The following is a 17,549-nucleotide window of genomic DNA, read 5'->3' as shown; positions in this document are numbered from 1 at the left end:
CCGAAAACCGTGACGGTGCTGGAGCTATTCTCGGAAACGACAAAATCGAATGGTGGCCGGAGGGCCGGTTGCGGGGGGCGTAAGCGCGGCGATGGGCACCAAAGCCGGGGTGCAGTCAGGCGCCCGCAGCGCAAGGGTAGCGGTCACCGGCAGCGCTATGACGTCGCTGTGGCCGTTATCCTTTTGCATCACATCCGGAACGCAGTGCTTATCGCAAAGCGGGCCGCTGTTTTTCGCCATCGTCTGGCGATCGCCCGTCATCAGCATATGCTCGCTGTGCTGGACGGCTGCCGCTTCGGCGCTGATATTCAGCGGACAATCGTGCGAGGCTACCGCTAGCTGGGCGTTGACAAAAAGCCAGCCAAACGCCAACAGCAGCATCAAAAGATGCTTTCTGAAAAAGCGTAAACGGCTTGTCGACCAGAAAGTGGATTGCAGCATACAAACCCCGAAACGAATGAGGCGAAAGTATATGCACGAGTCCCTTATATATTAAAGGATTTTTAGCATGCTTTACGTTCGGCGCCGCAATTAACAAACGGGTAATATAAATTTAATTATATGGCTACCAAACGCGCTATTAATGCGCTATTTCCGGCAAATAAACATAACGATAAGCAATAAGTAAATGTCATAATTGCAAAGTTGCCAGCAAAAGTGTTACGCCCAATGAGCGGAGTGGATGAAAGTTGACCCTTATCAGAAAACCGCGTTAATCACTCAGGCACATTCTTAGCGCTTTGCAGAACGCTGCAAAGGTCACTATTGTTTATTTTTCAGGCATTCGGTTGCGTACAGGCCCGGCAAAACCTGGCTGACGCAGCGGGGGACACTATGCTTACTTTTCTTGAATTACTTATTGGGGTTGTGGTGATTGTTGGTGTAGCCCGCTACATCATCAAAGGCTACTCCGCCACCGGCGTATTATTCGTCGGTGGCTTATTATTACTGATTGTCAGCGCCCTAATGGGCCATCAGGTATTACCTTCCGGCGCTGAAAGCACCGGCTATACCGCCACCGATATTGTCGAATACGTAAAAATCCTGCTGATGAGCCGCGGCGGCGATCTCGGTATGATGATCATGATGCTGTGCGGTTTCGCTGCTTACATGACGCATATCGGCGCAAACGACATGGTGGTAAAACTCGCCTCAAAGCCGCTGAAGTTTATTAATTCGCCGTACATTCTGATGATTGCCGCCTATTTCGTGGCGTGCCTGATGTCGCTGGCCGTTTCTTCCGCAACCGGCCTCGGCGTGCTGTTAATGGCCACGCTGTTCCCGGTGATGGTTAACGTCGGCATCAGCCGCGGCGCGGCGGCGGCGATCTGCGCCTCTCCGGCAGCGATTATTCTTTCCCCGACCTCAGGCGACGTGGTGCTGGCCGCCAAAGCGGCTGAAATGTCGCTGGTGGATTTCGCCTTTAAAACGACCGTGCCTATTTCCGTCGCCGCTATTATCGCCATGGCGATTGCCCACTTCTTCTGGCAGCGCTATCTGGATAAAAAAGAGCACGTCAGCCACGAGATGCTCGACGTCAGCGAAATCCAGACCACCGCGCCGTCGTTCTACGCCATCCTGCCCTTCACGCCCATCATCGGCGTGCTGATTTTCGACGGCAAATGGGGCCCGCAGCTGCATATTATCACCATCCTGGTTATCTGCATTCTGCTGGCGGCGCTCATTGAATTCTTCCGCAGCTTTAATACGCAAAGCGTCTTCTCGGGGCTTGAAGTCTGCTATCGCGGCATGGCGGACGCCTTTGCCAACGTGGTGATGCTGCTGGTGGCCGCAGGCGTCTTCGCGCAGGGGCTTAGCACCATCGGCTTTATCCAGAGCCTGATCTCCATTGCCACGTCGTTTGGCTCCGCAAGCATTATCCTGATGCTGGTGCTGGTTATCCTGACCATGCTGGCGGCAATGACGACCGGCTCCGGCAACGCGCCGTTTTATGCCTTCGTCGAGATGATTCCAAAGCTTGCGCACTCCTCCGGCATCAACCCGGCCTATCTGGCGATCCCGATGCTGCAGGCGTCTAACCTCGGCCGCACTATCTCCCCGGTGTCGGGCGTGGTTGTGGCGGTCGCCGGGATGGCGAAAATCTCCCCGTTCGAAGTGGTTAAACGCACCTCCGTGCCGATTGCCGTGGGTCTGCTGGTGGTGATTATCGCCACGGAGATTCTGGTGCCGTCCGCCGCCCTGGCGCCGTAACGTGCCGATAGTCAAAACAAAGCGTCTCTGTGAGGCGCTTTTTTTATGTTTTAATAAGCTCCTTTCTGGAAATTATCACCCGACGGAATCTCATCATGTGGCGAAACGCGCTTGTCCTGACCACCACGCTTGCAACCAGCCTGTTTGCCCAGGCCGATGCCCTGCAGCCCAAAAGCTACGGCGATTTCGCAACCTACGTGCTGGCGCTTTCCTGGCAAACGGGCTTTTGCCAGAACATGCACGAGCGCAACCGCGAAGAGCCGGGCGAATGCAAACTTCAGCACCAACAGCCGGACAAGCGGGCTTTTCTCACGGTGCACGGCCTGTGGCCGGGCCTGCCAAAATCCGTATCTTCACGCGGCGTGGATAACAAACGCTGGATGCGCTACGGCTGCGCCACCCGTCCCGTGCCGAACATGGCACAAGCGCGCAGCTCGCAAAAATGCGCTTCGCCCGCGCCGGGCCTGTCCGCGGATATCGCCGCTAAGCTCTCCGGAGTGATGCCGGGCGCGGGCGGCCAGTCGTGCCTTGAGCGCTATGAGTTTGCAAAACACGGCGCCTGTTTCGGCTTTGACCCGAACGCCTATTTCGGCGCCATGGTGCGTCTTAACAACGAATTTAAACAAAGCCCTTTCGGCGCCTTTCTGGCGGAAAACTACGGCCGGGTCGTCACGCGAAAAGCCTTTAATAAAGCGCTGGAGAAAAGCTGGGGAAGCGATGCGGTAAAAGCGGTAAAACTGACCTGCAACGGCAATCCGGCATACCTGACGGAAATGCAGGTTACGCTCGCGGCGGCAAAAATTAACGGCCCGCTGAGCCAGGCCTCCTTCGTCGGACAAAAAAATCCAGGCAGCTGCGCAAAACGGTTCCGCCTGGATGCCGTGGGTTACTGATTATCCGGCGATTCCGGCCTCGCCTGCGACTGGCTTGCGGTTATTTTCCGCGGTCAGATCGCAGTTTTTCGGCAGCGTTAAGCTAATCAAAGCGGCAATCACCAGCGAACCTGCCAGCGCGCAGACCGCTACGTTTTGGCCGTAGAGATAAATCATCATCCCCACCAGCCACGGCCCGCAAAAACCGCCCAGATTTCCCAGGCCATTAATGACGCCGCGCGCCCCGCCGGCTACTTCCGCAGAAGCGATACGCCCCGGAATAGACCAGAAGGGGCTGGTCGCCGCCTTCAGGAAGAATCCGCACACCACCAGCGCGATATAGGCAGCCACGATATTGTGGCGCAGCACGACCGAGGCCAGCAGCGCGGCCGCAAAACACAGCAGTGAAATCATCACCCACCGACGGCGTTTGCCGGTTTTATCGCTGAGCATTGAAATGACGTAGATGCCGATAATCGTCGCCACAAACGGCAAAATCGCCAGCAGCCCGACGCCGGCCATGTTCGCGCCGGTCAGATTCTTCAGGATGGTCGGCAGCCACAGCGTGTAGCCATAATCGCCCGTCTGGTAGAAAAAGTTCAGCGCGACCAGCTTCATCAAGCCGCCGTTGCGGAACACATCGCGTAAAGGCGCTTTGCTTACCGGCTGCTTCAGGCTGCGCGCCTGACGGTCGCTTTCCAGCTCGGCCAGCAGATACTCGCGTTCCGCAGCCGGCAGCCAGCGCGCCTGTTGGGGACGGTCGCTTATCAGCAGCCACCAGACCGCCAGCACCACAATCGACAGCAGCCCTTCAATGATAAACAGCCAGCGCCAGTCCAGCCCCTGAATAATCGCCCCGGAGATCGGCGCCGTCACCATGCCGCCGATGGGCGCAAACATCATGACAAAGGCGTTGGCGCGGCCGATTTCACGCTCCGGGAACCAGTTGCTGATCATCGTCAGCACCACCGGCAGCATGCCGCCTTCGGCGACGCCGAGCACAAAACGCAGCGCCAGCACCTGATAATGGTTAGTGACAAAGCCCGTGGCGATGGACACCACCGCCCAGGCCACCAGCGACCAGGCAATAAACTTTTTGCCGCTGCCGTTAACGGCGACCCGCCCACCGGGGATCTGCAAAAACAGATAGCCGATAAAAAATATTCCGCTGGTGAGGCCGGCCATCTGACTGGTAATGGCTAAATCGGCCTCCATGCCGCCGGGCAGCGCAAAACTAATATTCACCCTGTCCATAAAGGAAATAATGCAGGCGATTAAAATAGGCGCGACCACGCGCCACCAACGAGTGCCGGGAATTTTCTTTTCCATGGTATTTTTCCATGACGATAAATGTCATTACCCTTTTTAATAAAGGGCGCCGGTAAATTAATTAATTCGGTGCGGCAAGGGATGATGGTTGAAATAAGCTGCAACGTTTTCGAAAACGATATTGCTCATCCGCCGGCGGGTTTCGTGCGTGGCGCTGGCAACGTGCGGTTGTAATACCACGTTATCCATCGCGATTAACTCCACGGGAACCTCTGGCTCCCGGGCAAAAACGTCAAGCCCGGCGCCGGCAATATCACCGTTTTGCAAAGCGGTAATTAAATCCTGCTCGTTGATAATGCTGCCGCGAGCGATATTAATCACCAGCGCGTGATTGGGCAGAGCCTGGAAAACCTGGCGGTTCACTATTCCCTGGCTGTCCTTGCCGCCGGAAACGGCGACGATGAAAAAGTCGCTGTTTTTCGCGAGGCTGTATACATCTTCACACCACCGGTACGGCAGCAAAGCGTCCGGCTGGCGATCCGTGTAATAGATTTCCATCTCAAAACCGTTGGCGCGGCGGGCAATAGCGCGGCCGATATTGCCCATGCCAAAAATACCGATGCGTTTACGGCTGACCTGTGTTGCCAGCGGCAGGCTTTCCCGCAACCAGCGCCCTTCGCGTACGAAGCGGTCGCCCTCGCAAAGCTTACGGGCGCCGCTGAGTAAAAGTCCGAAGGCCAAATCGGCGACGTCGTCGGTCAGCGCGCCTGCGGTGACGGTGACGGCGATGTCGCGGCGGCGAGCGTAATCCAGATCCACCGCGTCGGTGCCTACGCCAAAAATAGCGATGACCCCAACCTGCGGCAGGTTTTCCAGCACGGCGGAGGTCACGCCGACGTCGCCCCGCGTCACCACGGCGCCAATCTGCGCGCCGTTTTCCGCAAGCCAGGCGGCGGCATCCTGCTGCTGATAGAGGCGATGGACGGTGTAATGCGCGTCAAGGCGTTGCTGAAGCGCATCCATGACGGGTGCAATAAGTAATACGTGTTGGGTATGCGACATGATTCCCCCAGGTTAAGACGTTAAGTGAAAATTTCTGCTTAACATCAAAACCGTTTTAAGCGCGGGGTTTTGCGACGCAGGTCACGTGAAATCATGTTAGAAAACCGTGTTACCGTTAGCGTGATCGCTTCAGCACTTTAACACTACAGCGTGCCGCCGAGGGAGAGGCGGTAGTGCAAATCAACCTGTTCGATGGTCGGCTGCCCGTTGATTTTCTTGAGCAAAATTTCGGTAGCCACCTTGCCCATCTCAAAGCGCGGCGTGACGACGCTTGCCAGCTTCGGCACCGTAACCTGGCCGATTTCCAGGCCGTGAAAACCGGCGATGCCGAGCTGTTCCGGCACGCGGATATTTTCCGTCAGGCACTCCTGCAAAACGCCGGCGGCAAGATCGTCGTTGGTGCAAAGGATGCCGTCCATATCCGGGTACATCTGGCGCGCCATCGCCATCATGCCGGTGCCCACGCTGATGGATGAAACCTTGTTCGGCATCAGCCTTCCATCCGCCAGCCCCGCGTCCGCCATGGCTTTGCGGTAGCCTTCATAACGTTTGATATCCCGCACGTCGGCCATCGAGCCAAAATAGATGATGCGTTTTTTGCCGCTGGCGATCAGCATATTGGTCATATCAAAACCGGCGCGGAAATTATCAAAACCCACGTTAACGCGCCCGTTGTCCGCCACCAGATCCATAACTTCCGCCACCGGAATACCGGCGGCGGTTAAATACTTTTCGGCACGCAGGGTATGTACGGTCTCGGTCAGAATTAATCCCGCTACGTTAAAGCCCAGCACCGTGGCTATCTGCTCTTCTTCACGCTCGCGGTCGTAATCATAGTTAACCACCAGCGTCTGATAGCCCGCACGCGTTGTTACGGATTCGATGCCCGCCAGTAAATCGGCAAAAATCTGGTTATTAAAGGAGGGAATAATCACCCCGATACGCGGCTGCATATTGCTTGCCAGCGCCCGGTTTTCCGGATCCGGCAGGTAATTAACCTCCTTCATCACCCCGGCGATACGGGCGGCGGTTTCCGGGGCAACCTTATCCGGCGTACGCAAATAGCGGCTAACGGTCATTTTTGTGACCCCGGCCAGGGCGGCGATATCCTGCAGGGTAATGCGCTGGTACTTCATCTGGCTTTCCTGATAACCACGCGGAAAAAGGATTATGCCCCGCAACGCCGGGAAAAGAAAAGCCGCCGCGCTTCACACTCCGGGTATCATGCGGGCGTAACACGATTCACAGTGATCTGCTTCACAGTTTTGCACCCCGTGAACCGCTTTGATAGAAGGCATGGGTTACCACGCAATAATTACTGGAAACAATCATGAATAATTTATTTACGCTCGACAATAAGCGCGTGTTAATTACCGGCTCGGCGCAGGGCATCGGCTTTTTATTAGCCCAGGGGCTGGCCGAACAGGGCGCGGAAATTATTATCAACGATATTACCCCCGAGCGCGCCGAACATGCGGCGATGAAACTACGCGATTGTGGCTATACCGCATGGATCTCAGCGTTTAACGTGACCGACCCGCAGGCCGTAGAGGCAGCGGTTGAAAATATTGAACGGGAAATTGGCCCGATAGACGTGCTGATAAATAACGCCGGTATTCAACGTCGCCATCCGTTTACCGAATTCCCGGTTAATGAATGGAACGATATTATCGCCGTGAACCAGACCGCCGTATTTTTAGTTTCGCAGTCCGTTGCGCGCCGGATGGTGAAACGCGAAGCCGGCAAAATCATCAATATTTGCTCGATGCAAAGCGAGCTCGGCCGCGACACCATCACGCCGTACGCCGCTGCAAAAGGGGCGGTAAAAATGCTTACCCGCGGCATGTGCGTGGAGCTTGCCCGTTACAATATCCAGGTCAACGGTATCGCCCCGGGCTATTTCAAAACCGAGATGACAAAATCTCTGGTCGAAGATGAGGCCTTCACCCAGTGGTTATGCAAACGCACCCCCGCCGCGCGCTGGGGCGACCCGCAGGAGCTGATCGGCGCCGCCGTGTTCCTTGCAAGCGGGGCGTCGAACTTCGTCAACGGCCATCTGCTGTTTGTGGATGGCGGCATGCTGGTTGCGGTCTGAGGAGCAGCGAATGATTATCGATAAATTAGACAACGCGCTGCATAACCCGGTTTATCCGCAGGTTATCCGCCACGCGCTGCAGGCCATTGCAGCCAACAAGCCGCAGCAGCTTGCCAACGGCAAATACCCTATCGAAGGCGATTTAATCTATTTTTCAGTCTTTGATGGCAAAACCAAACCGCTGGCGCAGCAGCGCCCGGAGCTGCACGCCCGCTATATCGACGTGCATATCCTGCTTGCAGGCGAAGAGCTGATTGGCGCCGCTCCGGTTGAGCAGCAGCAGCGGCCGGACGGCGAATTCGACGAGCAGAACGATATCGGCTTTTTCAAAGGCATGGGCTGCGAAACGCTAATCAATCTGCGGCCTGGCGAGCTGGTAATCCTTTTCCCCGGCGAACTTCACCGCCCGATGGCAACCCTCGGCAAGCCCGCGGCGCTGAGAAAGATTGTGGCGAAGATTGATGCGGGTTTAATAAAAGGATAAAGGTTTGGCGGGTGGCGCTGACGCTTACCCGCCCTACCCGAAACGGCGTTGCCGGGTGGATAAGCTAAATGTTATCCACCCTAAAACGATTAAGAATGTCCCGCTTTCCACTGTTCAATCATCTCATCGGTCACTTCTTTTTTATAACAGATGGGCGAATATCCCCCTTCTTTACTCCATGCGCTGCGACCGCCGCACTGGCGGCCATTACGCATGCTGTTATAGGGGCATGGACAGTTGCCGGGATAAGACTCAATCGAAGCATCAATAATTTGCTGCTTAATTTCGTCTTTGCTTTGCGCGGCATACGAAGGACTTATAGCAGCCATACAGGCATAAGCCATTAATGTCATTGCAAGTAAAGAGTTTAATTTCATAGCATTACTTCCTTGCTCGTAAGATTCAAAATTAAATTACAGGCAGAATCCTACGCTTCTCTTTATCCTTTCAATTAGTGCAACAACCCCCGATTAGTCGCTTATATTAAATTTCAATGCGGTCAAATTCCCGTGGTTATTAACGAGAAAAGAGGGTGGATAAGCTAAATGTTATCCACCCGTTCCTCAAAATCTGTAAACCCGCGTCTCCCAGGCGTGCAGCCGATAATCCTCATCTACCTGCGGATAATTACCCAGTACGCAATGCCCTCCCTGCAGCGACAGCTCCTCTTGCGCCCAGCGGGCGGCTTTAGAGGACATATTGCACAGCACTAAAAACGCGTCCCCCTCCCGCTCGCGACGGTAGGCGTAGATCTGCTCATGCTGCGGCAGCGCCAGCGCGTAGCGGCCGTAAATCAGCGTTTGCTCCTGCCTGCGCAGCTGGATCAGCGCGCGATAGAAGTTCAGCACCGAATTCGGATCCTGCTGCTGGCTGGCGACGTTTATCATCTCGTAGTTGGCGTTGACCTTAAGCCACGGCTCGGCGTCGCTAAACCCGGCGTTGGGCCAGTTATTCCACTGCATCGGCGTGCGGGAGTTATCGCGTCCGGTATTGGTGAGAAAGGCGATAATCTCCTCCTCGCTTTTGCCCTGCGCGGCCAGTTCGCGCCACATATTTTTCGCTGACACGTCATCAAAATCTTCTATTCCGCCGAAGCGGGTATTGGTCATGCCGATTTCCTGGCCCTGGTAGATAAACGGCGTGCCCTGCATCAGGAAATAGAGCGCGGCGATGCAGGTGGCGCTTTCCCGCCAGTGGTGTTCGGTATCGCCCCAGCGCGAGGTAATGCGGGTGACGTCATGGTTTTCCACATACAGCGCGTTCCAGCCCTGGCCTTCCAGCGCTTGCTGCCAGGAGGTGAAAATTTTCTTCAGCACTTTGGGCTCGGGCCGCAGGCCCTCTTCTGGCTCCCACAGGCGCACGTGTTCAAACTGAAATACCATGTTCAGCCGGCCGTGATGTTCGCCCACCCACTCCACCGCGTGTTCGGCGTTCAGGCCGTTCATCTCGCCGACCGTGACGATATCGTAGTGCTGAAACACGTTGCGGCTCATATCGTCGACGTAGTCCAGCAGGCCGTCATAGTTAAGATGGCTTTTCATCGACGGCACGTAGCGCAGCCCGTCCGGGTTTGGCACATCGGCAAGCGTGGGTTCCTTTTTCATATGGCAGATGGCGTCGATACGGAAACCGTCGATACCCTTAGCGAGCCACCAGCGCATCATGTCGTACACCGCGCTGCGTACTTCCTGGTTTTCCCAGTTCAAATCGGGCTGGCGGCGGGTAAACAGATGCAGGAAATATTGCCCGGTGAGCGGATCGAACTCCCAGGCCGAACCTTTAAAAATCCCTTCCCAGTTGTTGGGCTCCATGCCGTTTTTGCCGTCGCGCCAGATGTACCAGTCGCGCTTTGGGTTATCCCTTGAGGAGCGGGATTCAAGAAACCACGGATGTTCGTCGGAGGTGTGGTTCACCACCAAATCGATAATCAGCCGCATACCGCGCTCATGCACGCCAGCCAGCAAACGGTCAAAATCCTCCATGGTGCCGAACTCGGCCATAATCTCCTGATAGTCGCTGATATCGTAGCCGTTATCATCGTTAGGCGATTTGTACATCGGGCAGATCCAGATCAGATCGATGCCGAGGTCTTTGAGGTAGTCGAGCTTTTCGGTAATGCCGTTCAGATCGCCGATACCGTCGCCGTTGCTGTCTTTAAAGCTGCGCGGATAAATCTGGTAGGCCACCGCCTCCTTCCACCAGTTCGCCATCGTTACCTCCCGATTAATAAAGCAAAGGATTCATAAGGCTGTAGCTCAAGGCTTACCGCCAGCTGATCGCGCGGCGCGTAATTGCTGATAAGGCATTCGCCGTGCCAGGCCTGCATCTCCTGCGGAATATCGAGCGTGAGATGCTCAGCGGAGAAATTATTCACCACCAGCAGCCGCTCTTCGCCAAGCGTTCTTAGCCAGGCGAACACCTGCGGATGCTCTTTTAACACCGGCCTGAAATCGCCGTAGACCAGAATCGGATACTGCTTACGCAGCGCCACCAGCTTCTGGTAATGCCAGAGAATGGAATCCGGCTCTGCCAGCGCCGCGGCGACGTTGATTTCGCGGTAGTTAGGATTGACCGCAATCCAGGGCGTCCCGCTGGTGAAACCGGCGTTCGGGCTGTCGTCCCACTGCATTGGCGTGCGCGCATTGTCCCGCCCGTTGGCGTGTATCCCGGTCATCATCTCATCATGGCTCACTCCGCCTGCCAGCCGCTCCCGGTAGAGATTCAGGCTCTCGATATCGCGATACTCTTCGATGGTGGAGTAGCGCACGTTGGTCATGCCGATCTCTTCGCCCTGATAGATATAAGGCGTGCCCTTCAGGCAGTGCAGCGCGGTGCCCAGCATTTTGGCGGAGGCTTCGCGGAATTCGCCTTCATCGCCGAATTTCGACACGGCGCGCGGCAGATCGTGGTTGCTCCAGAACAGCGAGTTCCAGCCGCGATCGGCAAGGGCCGTCTGCCATTTTTCGATAACCGCCTTGAAGTTGGCCAGCACAAACGGCTTGCTGCGCCATTTGCCGGCGTGTTCATCCCAGAACTGTTTGATGTGGTCAAACTGAAAGACCATCGACAGCTCTTCGCGGTCGTTGGCGCTGTAGAGCAGCGCATCCTGCGGCGAGGCGCTCCAGGCTTCGCCCACCGTCACGTAATCGCCTTTGCCGAACGTAGCGCGGTTCATCTGGCGAATCAGCACGTGCAGGTTTTTACCGTTCGCCATGATCTGCTTATCCACCTCTTTACCGATCAGGTCGATAACGTCCATGCGAAAGCCGCCGATCCCTTTATCCAGCCAGCGGTTCATCATCGCGTGCACCTCTTCGTGTACGCGGGGATTTTCCCAGTTGAGATCCGGCTGCCGTCTGGAGAACTGGTGCAGATAATATTCGCCGCTGGCCTCGTCATACGCCCAGCCGCTGCCGCCGAAATAGGAACGGAAACCGTTTGGCGGGCCGCCGTCGGCTGCCGGTTTGCGCCAGATGTAGAAGTCGCGCCAGGGGTTATCCGGGGATTTCAGCGCTTCGATAAACCAGGGATGTTCGTCGGAGGTATGGTTGACGACCAGATCCATCAGAATGTGGATATCGCGCCGTTTGGCCTGGCGGATCAGCTCTTCCATCTGCGCCATGGTGCCGAACTCGGCGGCAATGTCTTCGTAGTCGGAGATGTCGTAACCGTTGTCGTCCATCGGCGAGCGGTAAACCGGCGACAGCCAGATGAGGTTAATGCCGAGCTGCTGCAGATAATCAAGTTTGCTGATGATGCCGGCCAGGTCGCCGATGCCGTCGCCGTTGCTGTCCATAAAGCTGCGCGGATAGATCTGGTACACCACCGCGTTGTGCCACCATTTTTTTTCCACCTCTTCCCCCCTTTTTTTCGGGCAGCGCAGTACTTACCCGGCTACTTATGAGTGCATTCGTAGAGCGATAAGCACAGCGCCATCCACCTTTTAAAAGCGCATAAAAGCCCGCCCTTCGCTGTCGAACAGGTAACAGTTCTCCGGCGGTAAACGCAGGCCGATGCGCTGGTCGGGTTTGATTTCGAGTCTTTCAGTATGGCGCATCACTAGCGGTTCGCTACCGTAGCCGCTGTTTACGTAAAGCAGGGTTTCGTTACCCATGTGCTCCACGAACAGCACCTCGCCTTCGACATCCGCATGGGCAAGCTCCGTCAGCTGAAGATGCTCCGGACGAATCCCCAACCGCACGGGCTGGCCGTCGCCGTGGCTGGCTATCGGCAGGCTGATTTGCTGGCGGTTTTCCAGCATCACCTCGCTGCGTTGCTCGCTCGCGTGGGCCAGCACGCCCGGTATTAAGTTCATTTTTGGCGAGCCGATAAACTGCGCGACAAAGACGTTCGCCGGGCGGTCGTAAAGGTCGAGCGGAGTGCCCACCTGTTCGATTTGTCCCTGGTTGAGCACCACGATTCTGTCGGCGAGCGTCATCGCTTCGACCTGATCGTGGGTGACGTAGAGAATGGTGGCGTTAATGCGTTTGTGCAGCGCGGCGATCTCCATGCGCATCTGCACGCGTAAAGAGGCGTCCAGGTTCGACAGCGGCTCGTCGAATAAAAACAGGCTCGGCTCCCGCACGATCGCCCGTCCGATGGCCACGCGCTGCCGCTGGCCGCCGGAAAGATCTTTAGGACGCCGGTCGAGCAGATGTTCGAGCTGCAAAATACGCGCGCTTTCACGCACCTTTTCGTCGATTTCCTTTTCCGGCAGCTTCGCCATTTCCAGCGCGAACGCCATGTTCTGATACACCGTCATGTGCGGATACAGCGCATAGGACTGGAAGACCATGCCGATGCCGCGCTCGGACGGGGAATCGTCGTTAACGCACACGCCGTCAATGCGCATCTCACCGCCGCTGATCTCCTCAAGCCCCGCCACCATGCGCAGAAGCGTGGATTTGCCGCAGCCGGAAGGCCCCACCACCACCACAAACTCGCCGTTGTTAACCACTAAATCCAGCGGCTTAATCACCTCGGACGAGGTGCCGTAGCGTTTATGAATTTTATCGAGTACCAGTTGCCCCATAGTTATCCCTTAATCGCTCCGCTGGTAAGCCCGCTGACGATACGTTTCTGGAAGATAAGCACCAGCACGATTATCGGCAGCGTCACCACCACCGAGGCCGCCATAATGCTGCCCCAGGGCAGCTCAAAGGTGGACGCGCCGCTAAACATGCTGATCGCCACCGGCACGGTGCGTTTATCGCCGGAAATAATGAACGTCAGCGCGAACATGAATTCATTCCACGCGCCGATAAACGCCAGCAGGCCGGTGGTGACCAGCGCTGGCGCAAGAATCGGGGCGAAGACGCGCCGGATGATGGTCCAGGTTTTCGCCCCGTCGACAATCGCCGCCTCCTCAAGCTCCACCGGGATCGACTTCATAAAGGTGGTCAATACCCAGACGGTAAACGGCAGCGAAAACGTGGTGTAGGAAAGCACGAGCGCGCCCAGAGAATCGTAAAGCCCCAGAAAACGCACCAGCTCGAACATGCCGGTCAGCACCGCGACCTGAGGGAACATCGACACGCACAAAATGGTGAACAACAGGAATTTCCGCCCGCGAAACTGCACGCGCGCCAGGGAGAAAGAGGCGGTGATGGACACCAGCAGACAGATGCCTACCGTGATCGTCGCCACCATCACGGAGTTCAGCAGGCTGCGGGCGATGCCGTTATCCACCAGCGCCACCACGTAGTTGTGCCAGTGATAGCCGCTGGGCAAATAGGCCGGTAAAAACAGCTCCTGCCCGGTGCGCAGCGAAGTGATAATCGCGTAATAAAACGGGAAGACGCAGAACAGCACGGCGAAAGTCGCCCCGGCATAAATCACCAGGTTTTGGGCAAACCTGCGCTGTCGACGAGTGGTTTTCATCACCGCCTCTCCTTTTCGTTTAAACGCGAGACGCGGATAAAGCAGGCGGCAATGCCCGCCACCATCATAAACACCAGCACCGAGGCCGCGGACCCCACGCCCATATCCTGATAGGAGACGATCTGCTCACGCGCGTAGCCGGAAACGGACATCGTGGCCTCGCTGTTAGAGGTGAGCACAAAGATCAGATCGAAAATGCGCATGGCGTCCATCACGCGGAAAATCAGCGCCACGATCATCGCCGGCATAATCAGCGGCAGGGTGATGCGTTTAAACCTCTGCCACGCGCTTGCGCCGTCCACCCGCGCCGCCTCGTAGAGATCGTCAGGAATCAGCTGCAGCGCCGCCAGCAGCATCAGCGCCATAAAGGGCGTGGTTTTCCAGACGTCGGCGATCACCACCGCCCACATGGAAAGCGACGGCTCGGCAATCCACGCCAGGTGCGCCTGATAGCCAAAAATCTTCGCCAGCAGATCGTTTACCACGCCGTACTGGTCGTGGAACATCCAGCCCCACATTTTGGCGCTCACGATGGTCGGGATGGCCCAGGGCACCAGAATAGCGGTGCGCACCAGCCCCTGGCCGCGAAACTTCTGGTTCATCAGCAGCGCCAGCAGCATGCCGAACAGCAGCTCAAGGCCGACCGACATAACGGTAAACCACAGCGTATTGCCTACCGCCTGCCACCAGAGCGGGTCGACCAGCACGCCGCTGCTGTCGCCGCCGTTGCTGGCGTAATAGTTTGCCAGCCCCACCATTTCATACTCGGACGGGTTATCGAGCATCGCATTGGTGAAGCTGAAAAAGAAGGTGCGCACCAGCGGCCAGCCCGCCGCCAGTGCAAGTAAGACAAGCGCGGGCGCCACCAGTATCCACGCGATACGACGGCGCCGCTGTTGATAGCCGAGATGTGCCAATTAATGCCAGTCCTTACCTTTCACGCGTTCCAGGCGTTTTTGCAGATCCGCAACGGCGGCTTTCCCGTCGCTGCCCCCGTTAAGCACTTTGAAGGTCACGTTAAAGATGGCGTTAGACACGCGCGGGTACTGGCTTTTGGTTGCCGTAGCCGGGCGCGGCACCGCGTTGGCGAAGATATCTTTAAACATCGTCAGGTGCGGCGCGGTTTCCAGCACGGCCTTGTCTTCATACAGCGCGGAACGCGTCGGGGCGAAGCCCAGGTACTTCAGCTGCATTTTTTGCGAATCGGCATCGGTGAGGATTTTCAGCAAGGCGATTGCCGCCTCTTTGTTTTTGGTATTGGCGTTAACCGACCACTGCCAGCCGCCCAGCGCGTTGGCGGATTTGCCATCCGGCCCGGCCGGCAACGGCGCTACGCCGACTTTGCCTTTCAGCGGGCTGTCGGCGCCCTGCGAGAGCAGATAGGCGTAAGGCCAGTTGCGCATAAACAGCGCGTCGCCGTTCTGGAACACGGCGCGGGACTCTTCTTCTTTATAGCCAAGCGCCCCTTTCGGCGTGATTTTGCCAATCCAGCCCGCGACCATATCCAGCGCCGCCGCGGCCTTAGGATTGTTTACGGTCACGTTCCCTTTTTCGTCGATAAAGGTGCCGCCGCCGTAGGAATCAATCCACTCCAGCGCGTTACAGGTCAGCCCCTCATAGGATTTGCCCTGGAAGATCATCCCCCAGAAGTTTTTATGCCCGGCCTTACGCTCTTCTTCCTGAATTTTGGTGGCGATGCGCGTCAGGTCTTGCCAGGTTTTCGGCGGCTGTTCGTTATATTTTTCCAGCAGATCTTTACGGTAATAAAGCACGCCGGTATCCAGATAGGCCGGGATCGCTTTCACCTTGCCGTTCACCGTGTCGTTCGCCCACGGGCCGGGGAAGAAGTCGCCTTTCATATCGGCGACCGCGTCGGTTAAATCGAGGGTTTGTTTATCAAGCAGCCCCACCCAGATGGTGTCTGACTGGAACAGATCCACCGCTTTCTCATCTTTGGCGGCGAACAGCTGCTGCAGCAGCGCCAGCTTTTCATCCGACGCCGCCGGGAATTCGATAAATTCCAGCTTGTTGTCAGTCTGCTTTTCAAAACGGTCTTTGACGTAGTTGCAGTATTCCTTACCGCCGGGTGAAATCGGGCATTCCATACGCAGGGTATCGGCTAGCGCGGCGTTGGAAACACCCGCAAGCGCTAAGGTAATAAGACTTAACGTCAGCTTTTTCATTTTGTCCTCTTCTGTTCAGACGTAACCGGAGTTGGCGTAAAAATAGCCATGGCATCCAAAACGTTAGTTAACGATCTGACCCAGCGGCAAGCTTGCAGCCTAATCTTTGTGCAAAATCCGGAGCTACTGCACGGATATCTCTTTTTTATTCTCTTTTTGAACGGAACGCGCTATACGCCGGATAAATACGGAAGTGTAAAAATCATCACTTCACTATTAGTTCAGGGTTTGTGGGATTAGGCTTGCCTTAACCAATACGGAGGTGATGATGAACGCAACCCGAGGCTATCTATCAGCGTTAAAAACCCAGTTTGAGCAGGAAGGGAAAAAGCACAAGCTGCTGGGGCTGGTCTGGCTTTCGCCGCAGCAGCGCTATGAAATTTTGCGGGAGATTATGCTGCCGGTGGCCGGTGAGGACAGCAGAGGAAATGGCGGGTAAGCCTGCGCTACCCGCCCGCTATCAGCTTTTCAAAAACGCCAGCAAGTCGGCATTTATACGATCTTTTTCGGTGGTGCAAATGCCGTGGGAGCCACCTTCATAGACCTTCAGCTGCGCGTCGGGCAGCAGGCTGGCCGTCGCTTTACCGCAGGTTTCGAACGGAACGATTTGGTCGTCGTCGCCGTGGATAACGAGCGTGGGGAGGGTCATTTTCTTCAGGTCCTCACGAAAATCGGTTTCTGAGAAGGCCTTAATACAATCGTAAAGCGCTTTGATGCCGCCCTGCATGCCCTGCGCAACGAAGCTTTCTCTTACGCCTTCGGAGATGTTTGCGCCGGGCCGGTTGTAGCCGTAAAACGCCATCGTCAGCTCTTTGAAAAAGTCTGCGCGATTGGCGCGCACGCCTTCGCGGATGCCGTCAAAAACGTCCGGCGGTACGCCGTTCGGATTAAAGTCCGTTTTGATCATAATCGGCGGCACGGCGCCGATCAGCACCGCTTTCGCCACCCGGCCGGTGCCGTGACGGCCTATGTAGCGGGCCACTTCTCCCCCGCCGGTCGAATGCCCAACGTGTACCGCATCTTGCAGATTCAGGTGCGCCGTCAGCTCCGCTAAATCGTCAGCGTACCTGTCCATATGGTTTCCCTCCCACGTCTGGGATGAGCGGCCGTGTCCGCGCCTGTCGTGGGCGATAACCCGAAAGCCGTTGCGCCCGAGGAAAAACATCTGATCTTCAAAAGCATCTGCCGTTAACGGCCAGCCGTGGCTGAAAACGACCGGCTGCCCTTCGCCCCAGTCTTTAAAATAGAGCGAGCTGCCGTCTTTTAACGTGAGTGTGTCGTAATGGCTCATGATATCTCCTGGAGAAGTGAGAAATACGGTTAACACGTAAGCAAGAGGTGCTCATAAAGGTTAATGCAAATCCGTCGCCTGGCAGGTTTATTTACGCCGGGCAATTCGCTGGATCTCATTCCGGCGGCTTTATTTCGATAGTTTGACGCTGCTCGCAAAATGTTAACAAATATGACAAGTCCCGTTCCCGAATGCGCAATGT

17 protein-coding genes are annotated in these 17,549 nt (G+C 56.3%); 5 read left to right on the top strand and 12 right to left on the bottom strand.

What is annotated here, in order from left to right; genetic code table 11:
* Positions 1–24: 24 nt before the first annotated feature.
* Positions 25–441, bottom strand: coding sequence for a DUF2946 domain-containing protein (locus WLO32_RS05830; protein ID WP_435947556.1), 417 nt, complete (start codon positions 439–441; stop codon positions 25–27).
* A 393-nt stretch (positions 442–834) separates the two neighbouring features.
* Between WLO32_RS05830 and dcuC the strand changes: the two genes are divergently transcribed.
* Entirely contained in the window at positions 835–2,211 is a 1,377-nt protein-coding gene (gene dcuC, locus WLO32_RS05825) for an anaerobic C4-dicarboxylate transporter DcuC (RefSeq protein WP_435947555.1), read from the top strand.
* A gap of 95 nt (positions 2,212–2,306) precedes the next feature.
* On the top strand, positions 2,307–3,104 hold the full coding sequence (rna, locus tag WLO32_RS05820; protein ID WP_435947554.1) for a ribonuclease I: 798 nt from the start codon (positions 2,307–2,309) through the stop codon (positions 3,102–3,104).
* Here the strand turns inward: rna and WLO32_RS05815 are convergent, their stop codons facing one another.
* From WLO32_RS05815 to WLO32_RS05805, 3 genes are all read right to left on the bottom strand, one after another.
* Positions 3,105–4,412, bottom strand: a complete 1,308-nt coding sequence (locus tag WLO32_RS05815; RefSeq protein WP_435947553.1) for an MFS transporter — start codon at positions 4,410–4,412, stop codon at positions 3,105–3,107.
* A 57-nt stretch (positions 4,413–4,469) separates the two neighbouring features.
* Complete coding sequence (locus WLO32_RS05810; RefSeq protein WP_435947552.1) at positions 4,470–5,414, bottom strand: 2-hydroxyacid dehydrogenase; 945 nt, start codon at positions 5,412–5,414, stop codon at positions 4,470–4,472.
* 143 nt (positions 5,415–5,557) lie between these two features.
* The gene (locus WLO32_RS05805) at positions 5,558–6,550 is read right to left on the bottom strand and encodes a LacI family DNA-binding transcriptional regulator (protein ID WP_435947551.1); all 993 of its coding nucleotides are present in this window, start codon (positions 6,548–6,550) and stop codon (positions 5,558–5,560) included.
* A 194-nt stretch (positions 6,551–6,744) separates the two neighbouring features.
* Between WLO32_RS05805 and idnO the strand changes: the two genes are divergently transcribed.
* The gene (gene idnO / locus WLO32_RS05800) at positions 6,745–7,509 is read left to right on the top strand and encodes a gluconate 5-dehydrogenase (RefSeq protein WP_435947550.1); all 765 of its coding nucleotides are present in this window, start codon (positions 6,745–6,747) and stop codon (positions 7,507–7,509) included.
* A gap of 10 nt (positions 7,510–7,519) precedes the next feature.
* Positions 7,520–7,993 carry a YhcH/YjgK/YiaL family protein gene (locus WLO32_RS05795; protein ID WP_435947549.1) on the top strand — a complete coding sequence of 158 codons (474 nt, stop codon included), beginning with the start codon at positions 7,520–7,522 and terminating at the stop codon, positions 7,991–7,993.
* A gap of 89 nt (positions 7,994–8,082) precedes the next feature.
* Here the strand turns inward: WLO32_RS05795 and WLO32_RS05790 are convergent, their stop codons facing one another.
* The 7 genes from WLO32_RS05790 to WLO32_RS05760 all read right to left on the bottom strand — a co-directional run bounded on the left by WLO32_RS05790 (position 8,083) and on the right by WLO32_RS05760 (position 16,056).
* Positions 8,083–8,337 carry a hypothetical protein gene (locus WLO32_RS05790; RefSeq protein ID WP_435948253.1) on the bottom strand — a complete coding sequence of 85 codons (255 nt, stop codon included), beginning with the start codon at positions 8,335–8,337 and terminating at the stop codon, positions 8,083–8,085.
* Between the two features lie 219 nt (positions 8,338–8,556).
* The gene (locus WLO32_RS05785; protein WP_435947548.1) at positions 8,557–10,203 is read right to left on the bottom strand and encodes a glycoside hydrolase family 13 protein; all 1,647 of its coding nucleotides are present in this window, start codon (positions 10,201–10,203) and stop codon (positions 8,557–8,559) included.
* A gap of 2 nt (positions 10,204–10,205) precedes the next feature.
* Complete coding sequence (locus WLO32_RS05780; protein ID WP_435947547.1) at positions 10,206–11,846, bottom strand: glycoside hydrolase family 13 protein; 1,641 nt, start codon at positions 11,844–11,846, stop codon at positions 10,206–10,208.
* A 90-nt stretch (positions 11,847–11,936) separates the two neighbouring features.
* Positions 11,937–13,025 carry an ABC transporter ATP-binding protein gene (locus WLO32_RS05775; protein ID WP_435947546.1) on the bottom strand — a complete coding sequence of 363 codons (1,089 nt, stop codon included), beginning with the start codon at positions 13,023–13,025 and terminating at the stop codon, positions 11,937–11,939.
* A gap of 2 nt (positions 13,026–13,027) precedes the next feature.
* Positions 13,028–13,873 carry a carbohydrate ABC transporter permease gene (locus tag WLO32_RS05770; protein WP_435947545.1) on the bottom strand — a complete coding sequence of 282 codons (846 nt, stop codon included), beginning with the start codon at positions 13,871–13,873 and terminating at the stop codon, positions 13,028–13,030.
* Positions 13,873–14,790 (bottom strand): carbohydrate ABC transporter permease, encoded by a 918-nt coding sequence (locus WLO32_RS05765; protein WP_435947544.1) that lies wholly within the window; start codon positions 14,788–14,790, stop codon positions 13,873–13,875. Before WLO32_RS05765 ends, WLO32_RS05770 begins: the two co-directional genes overlap by 1 nt.
* Positions 14,791–16,056 (bottom strand): ABC transporter substrate-binding protein, encoded by a 1,266-nt coding sequence (locus WLO32_RS05760; RefSeq protein ID WP_435947543.1) that lies wholly within the window; start codon positions 16,054–16,056, stop codon positions 14,791–14,793.
* Positions 16,057–16,324: 268 nt separating this feature from the next.
* On the opposite strand from WLO32_RS05760, the gene WLO32_RS05755 reads away from it, so the two are divergent.
* Positions 16,325–16,495 (top strand): hypothetical protein, encoded by a 171-nt coding sequence (locus WLO32_RS05755; RefSeq protein ID WP_435947542.1) that lies wholly within the window; start codon positions 16,325–16,327, stop codon positions 16,493–16,495.
* A 21-nt stretch (positions 16,496–16,516) separates the two neighbouring features.
* Here the strand turns inward: WLO32_RS05755 and WLO32_RS05750 are convergent, their stop codons facing one another.
* A complete protein-coding gene (locus WLO32_RS05750) occupies positions 16,517–17,347 on the bottom strand; it encodes an alpha/beta fold hydrolase (protein ID WP_435947541.1) in 831 nt (276 codons plus the stop codon).
* Positions 17,348–17,549: the final 202 nt, after the last annotated feature.

The organism is Dryocola mayonis, from assembly GCF_051307045.1.
Taxonomy (GTDB): domain Bacteria; phylum Pseudomonadota; class Gammaproteobacteria; order Enterobacterales; family Enterobacteriaceae; genus Dryocola.
Note: the sequence above shows the minus strand (reverse complement) of the source record. Positions and strands in the feature narration are given on the sequence as shown.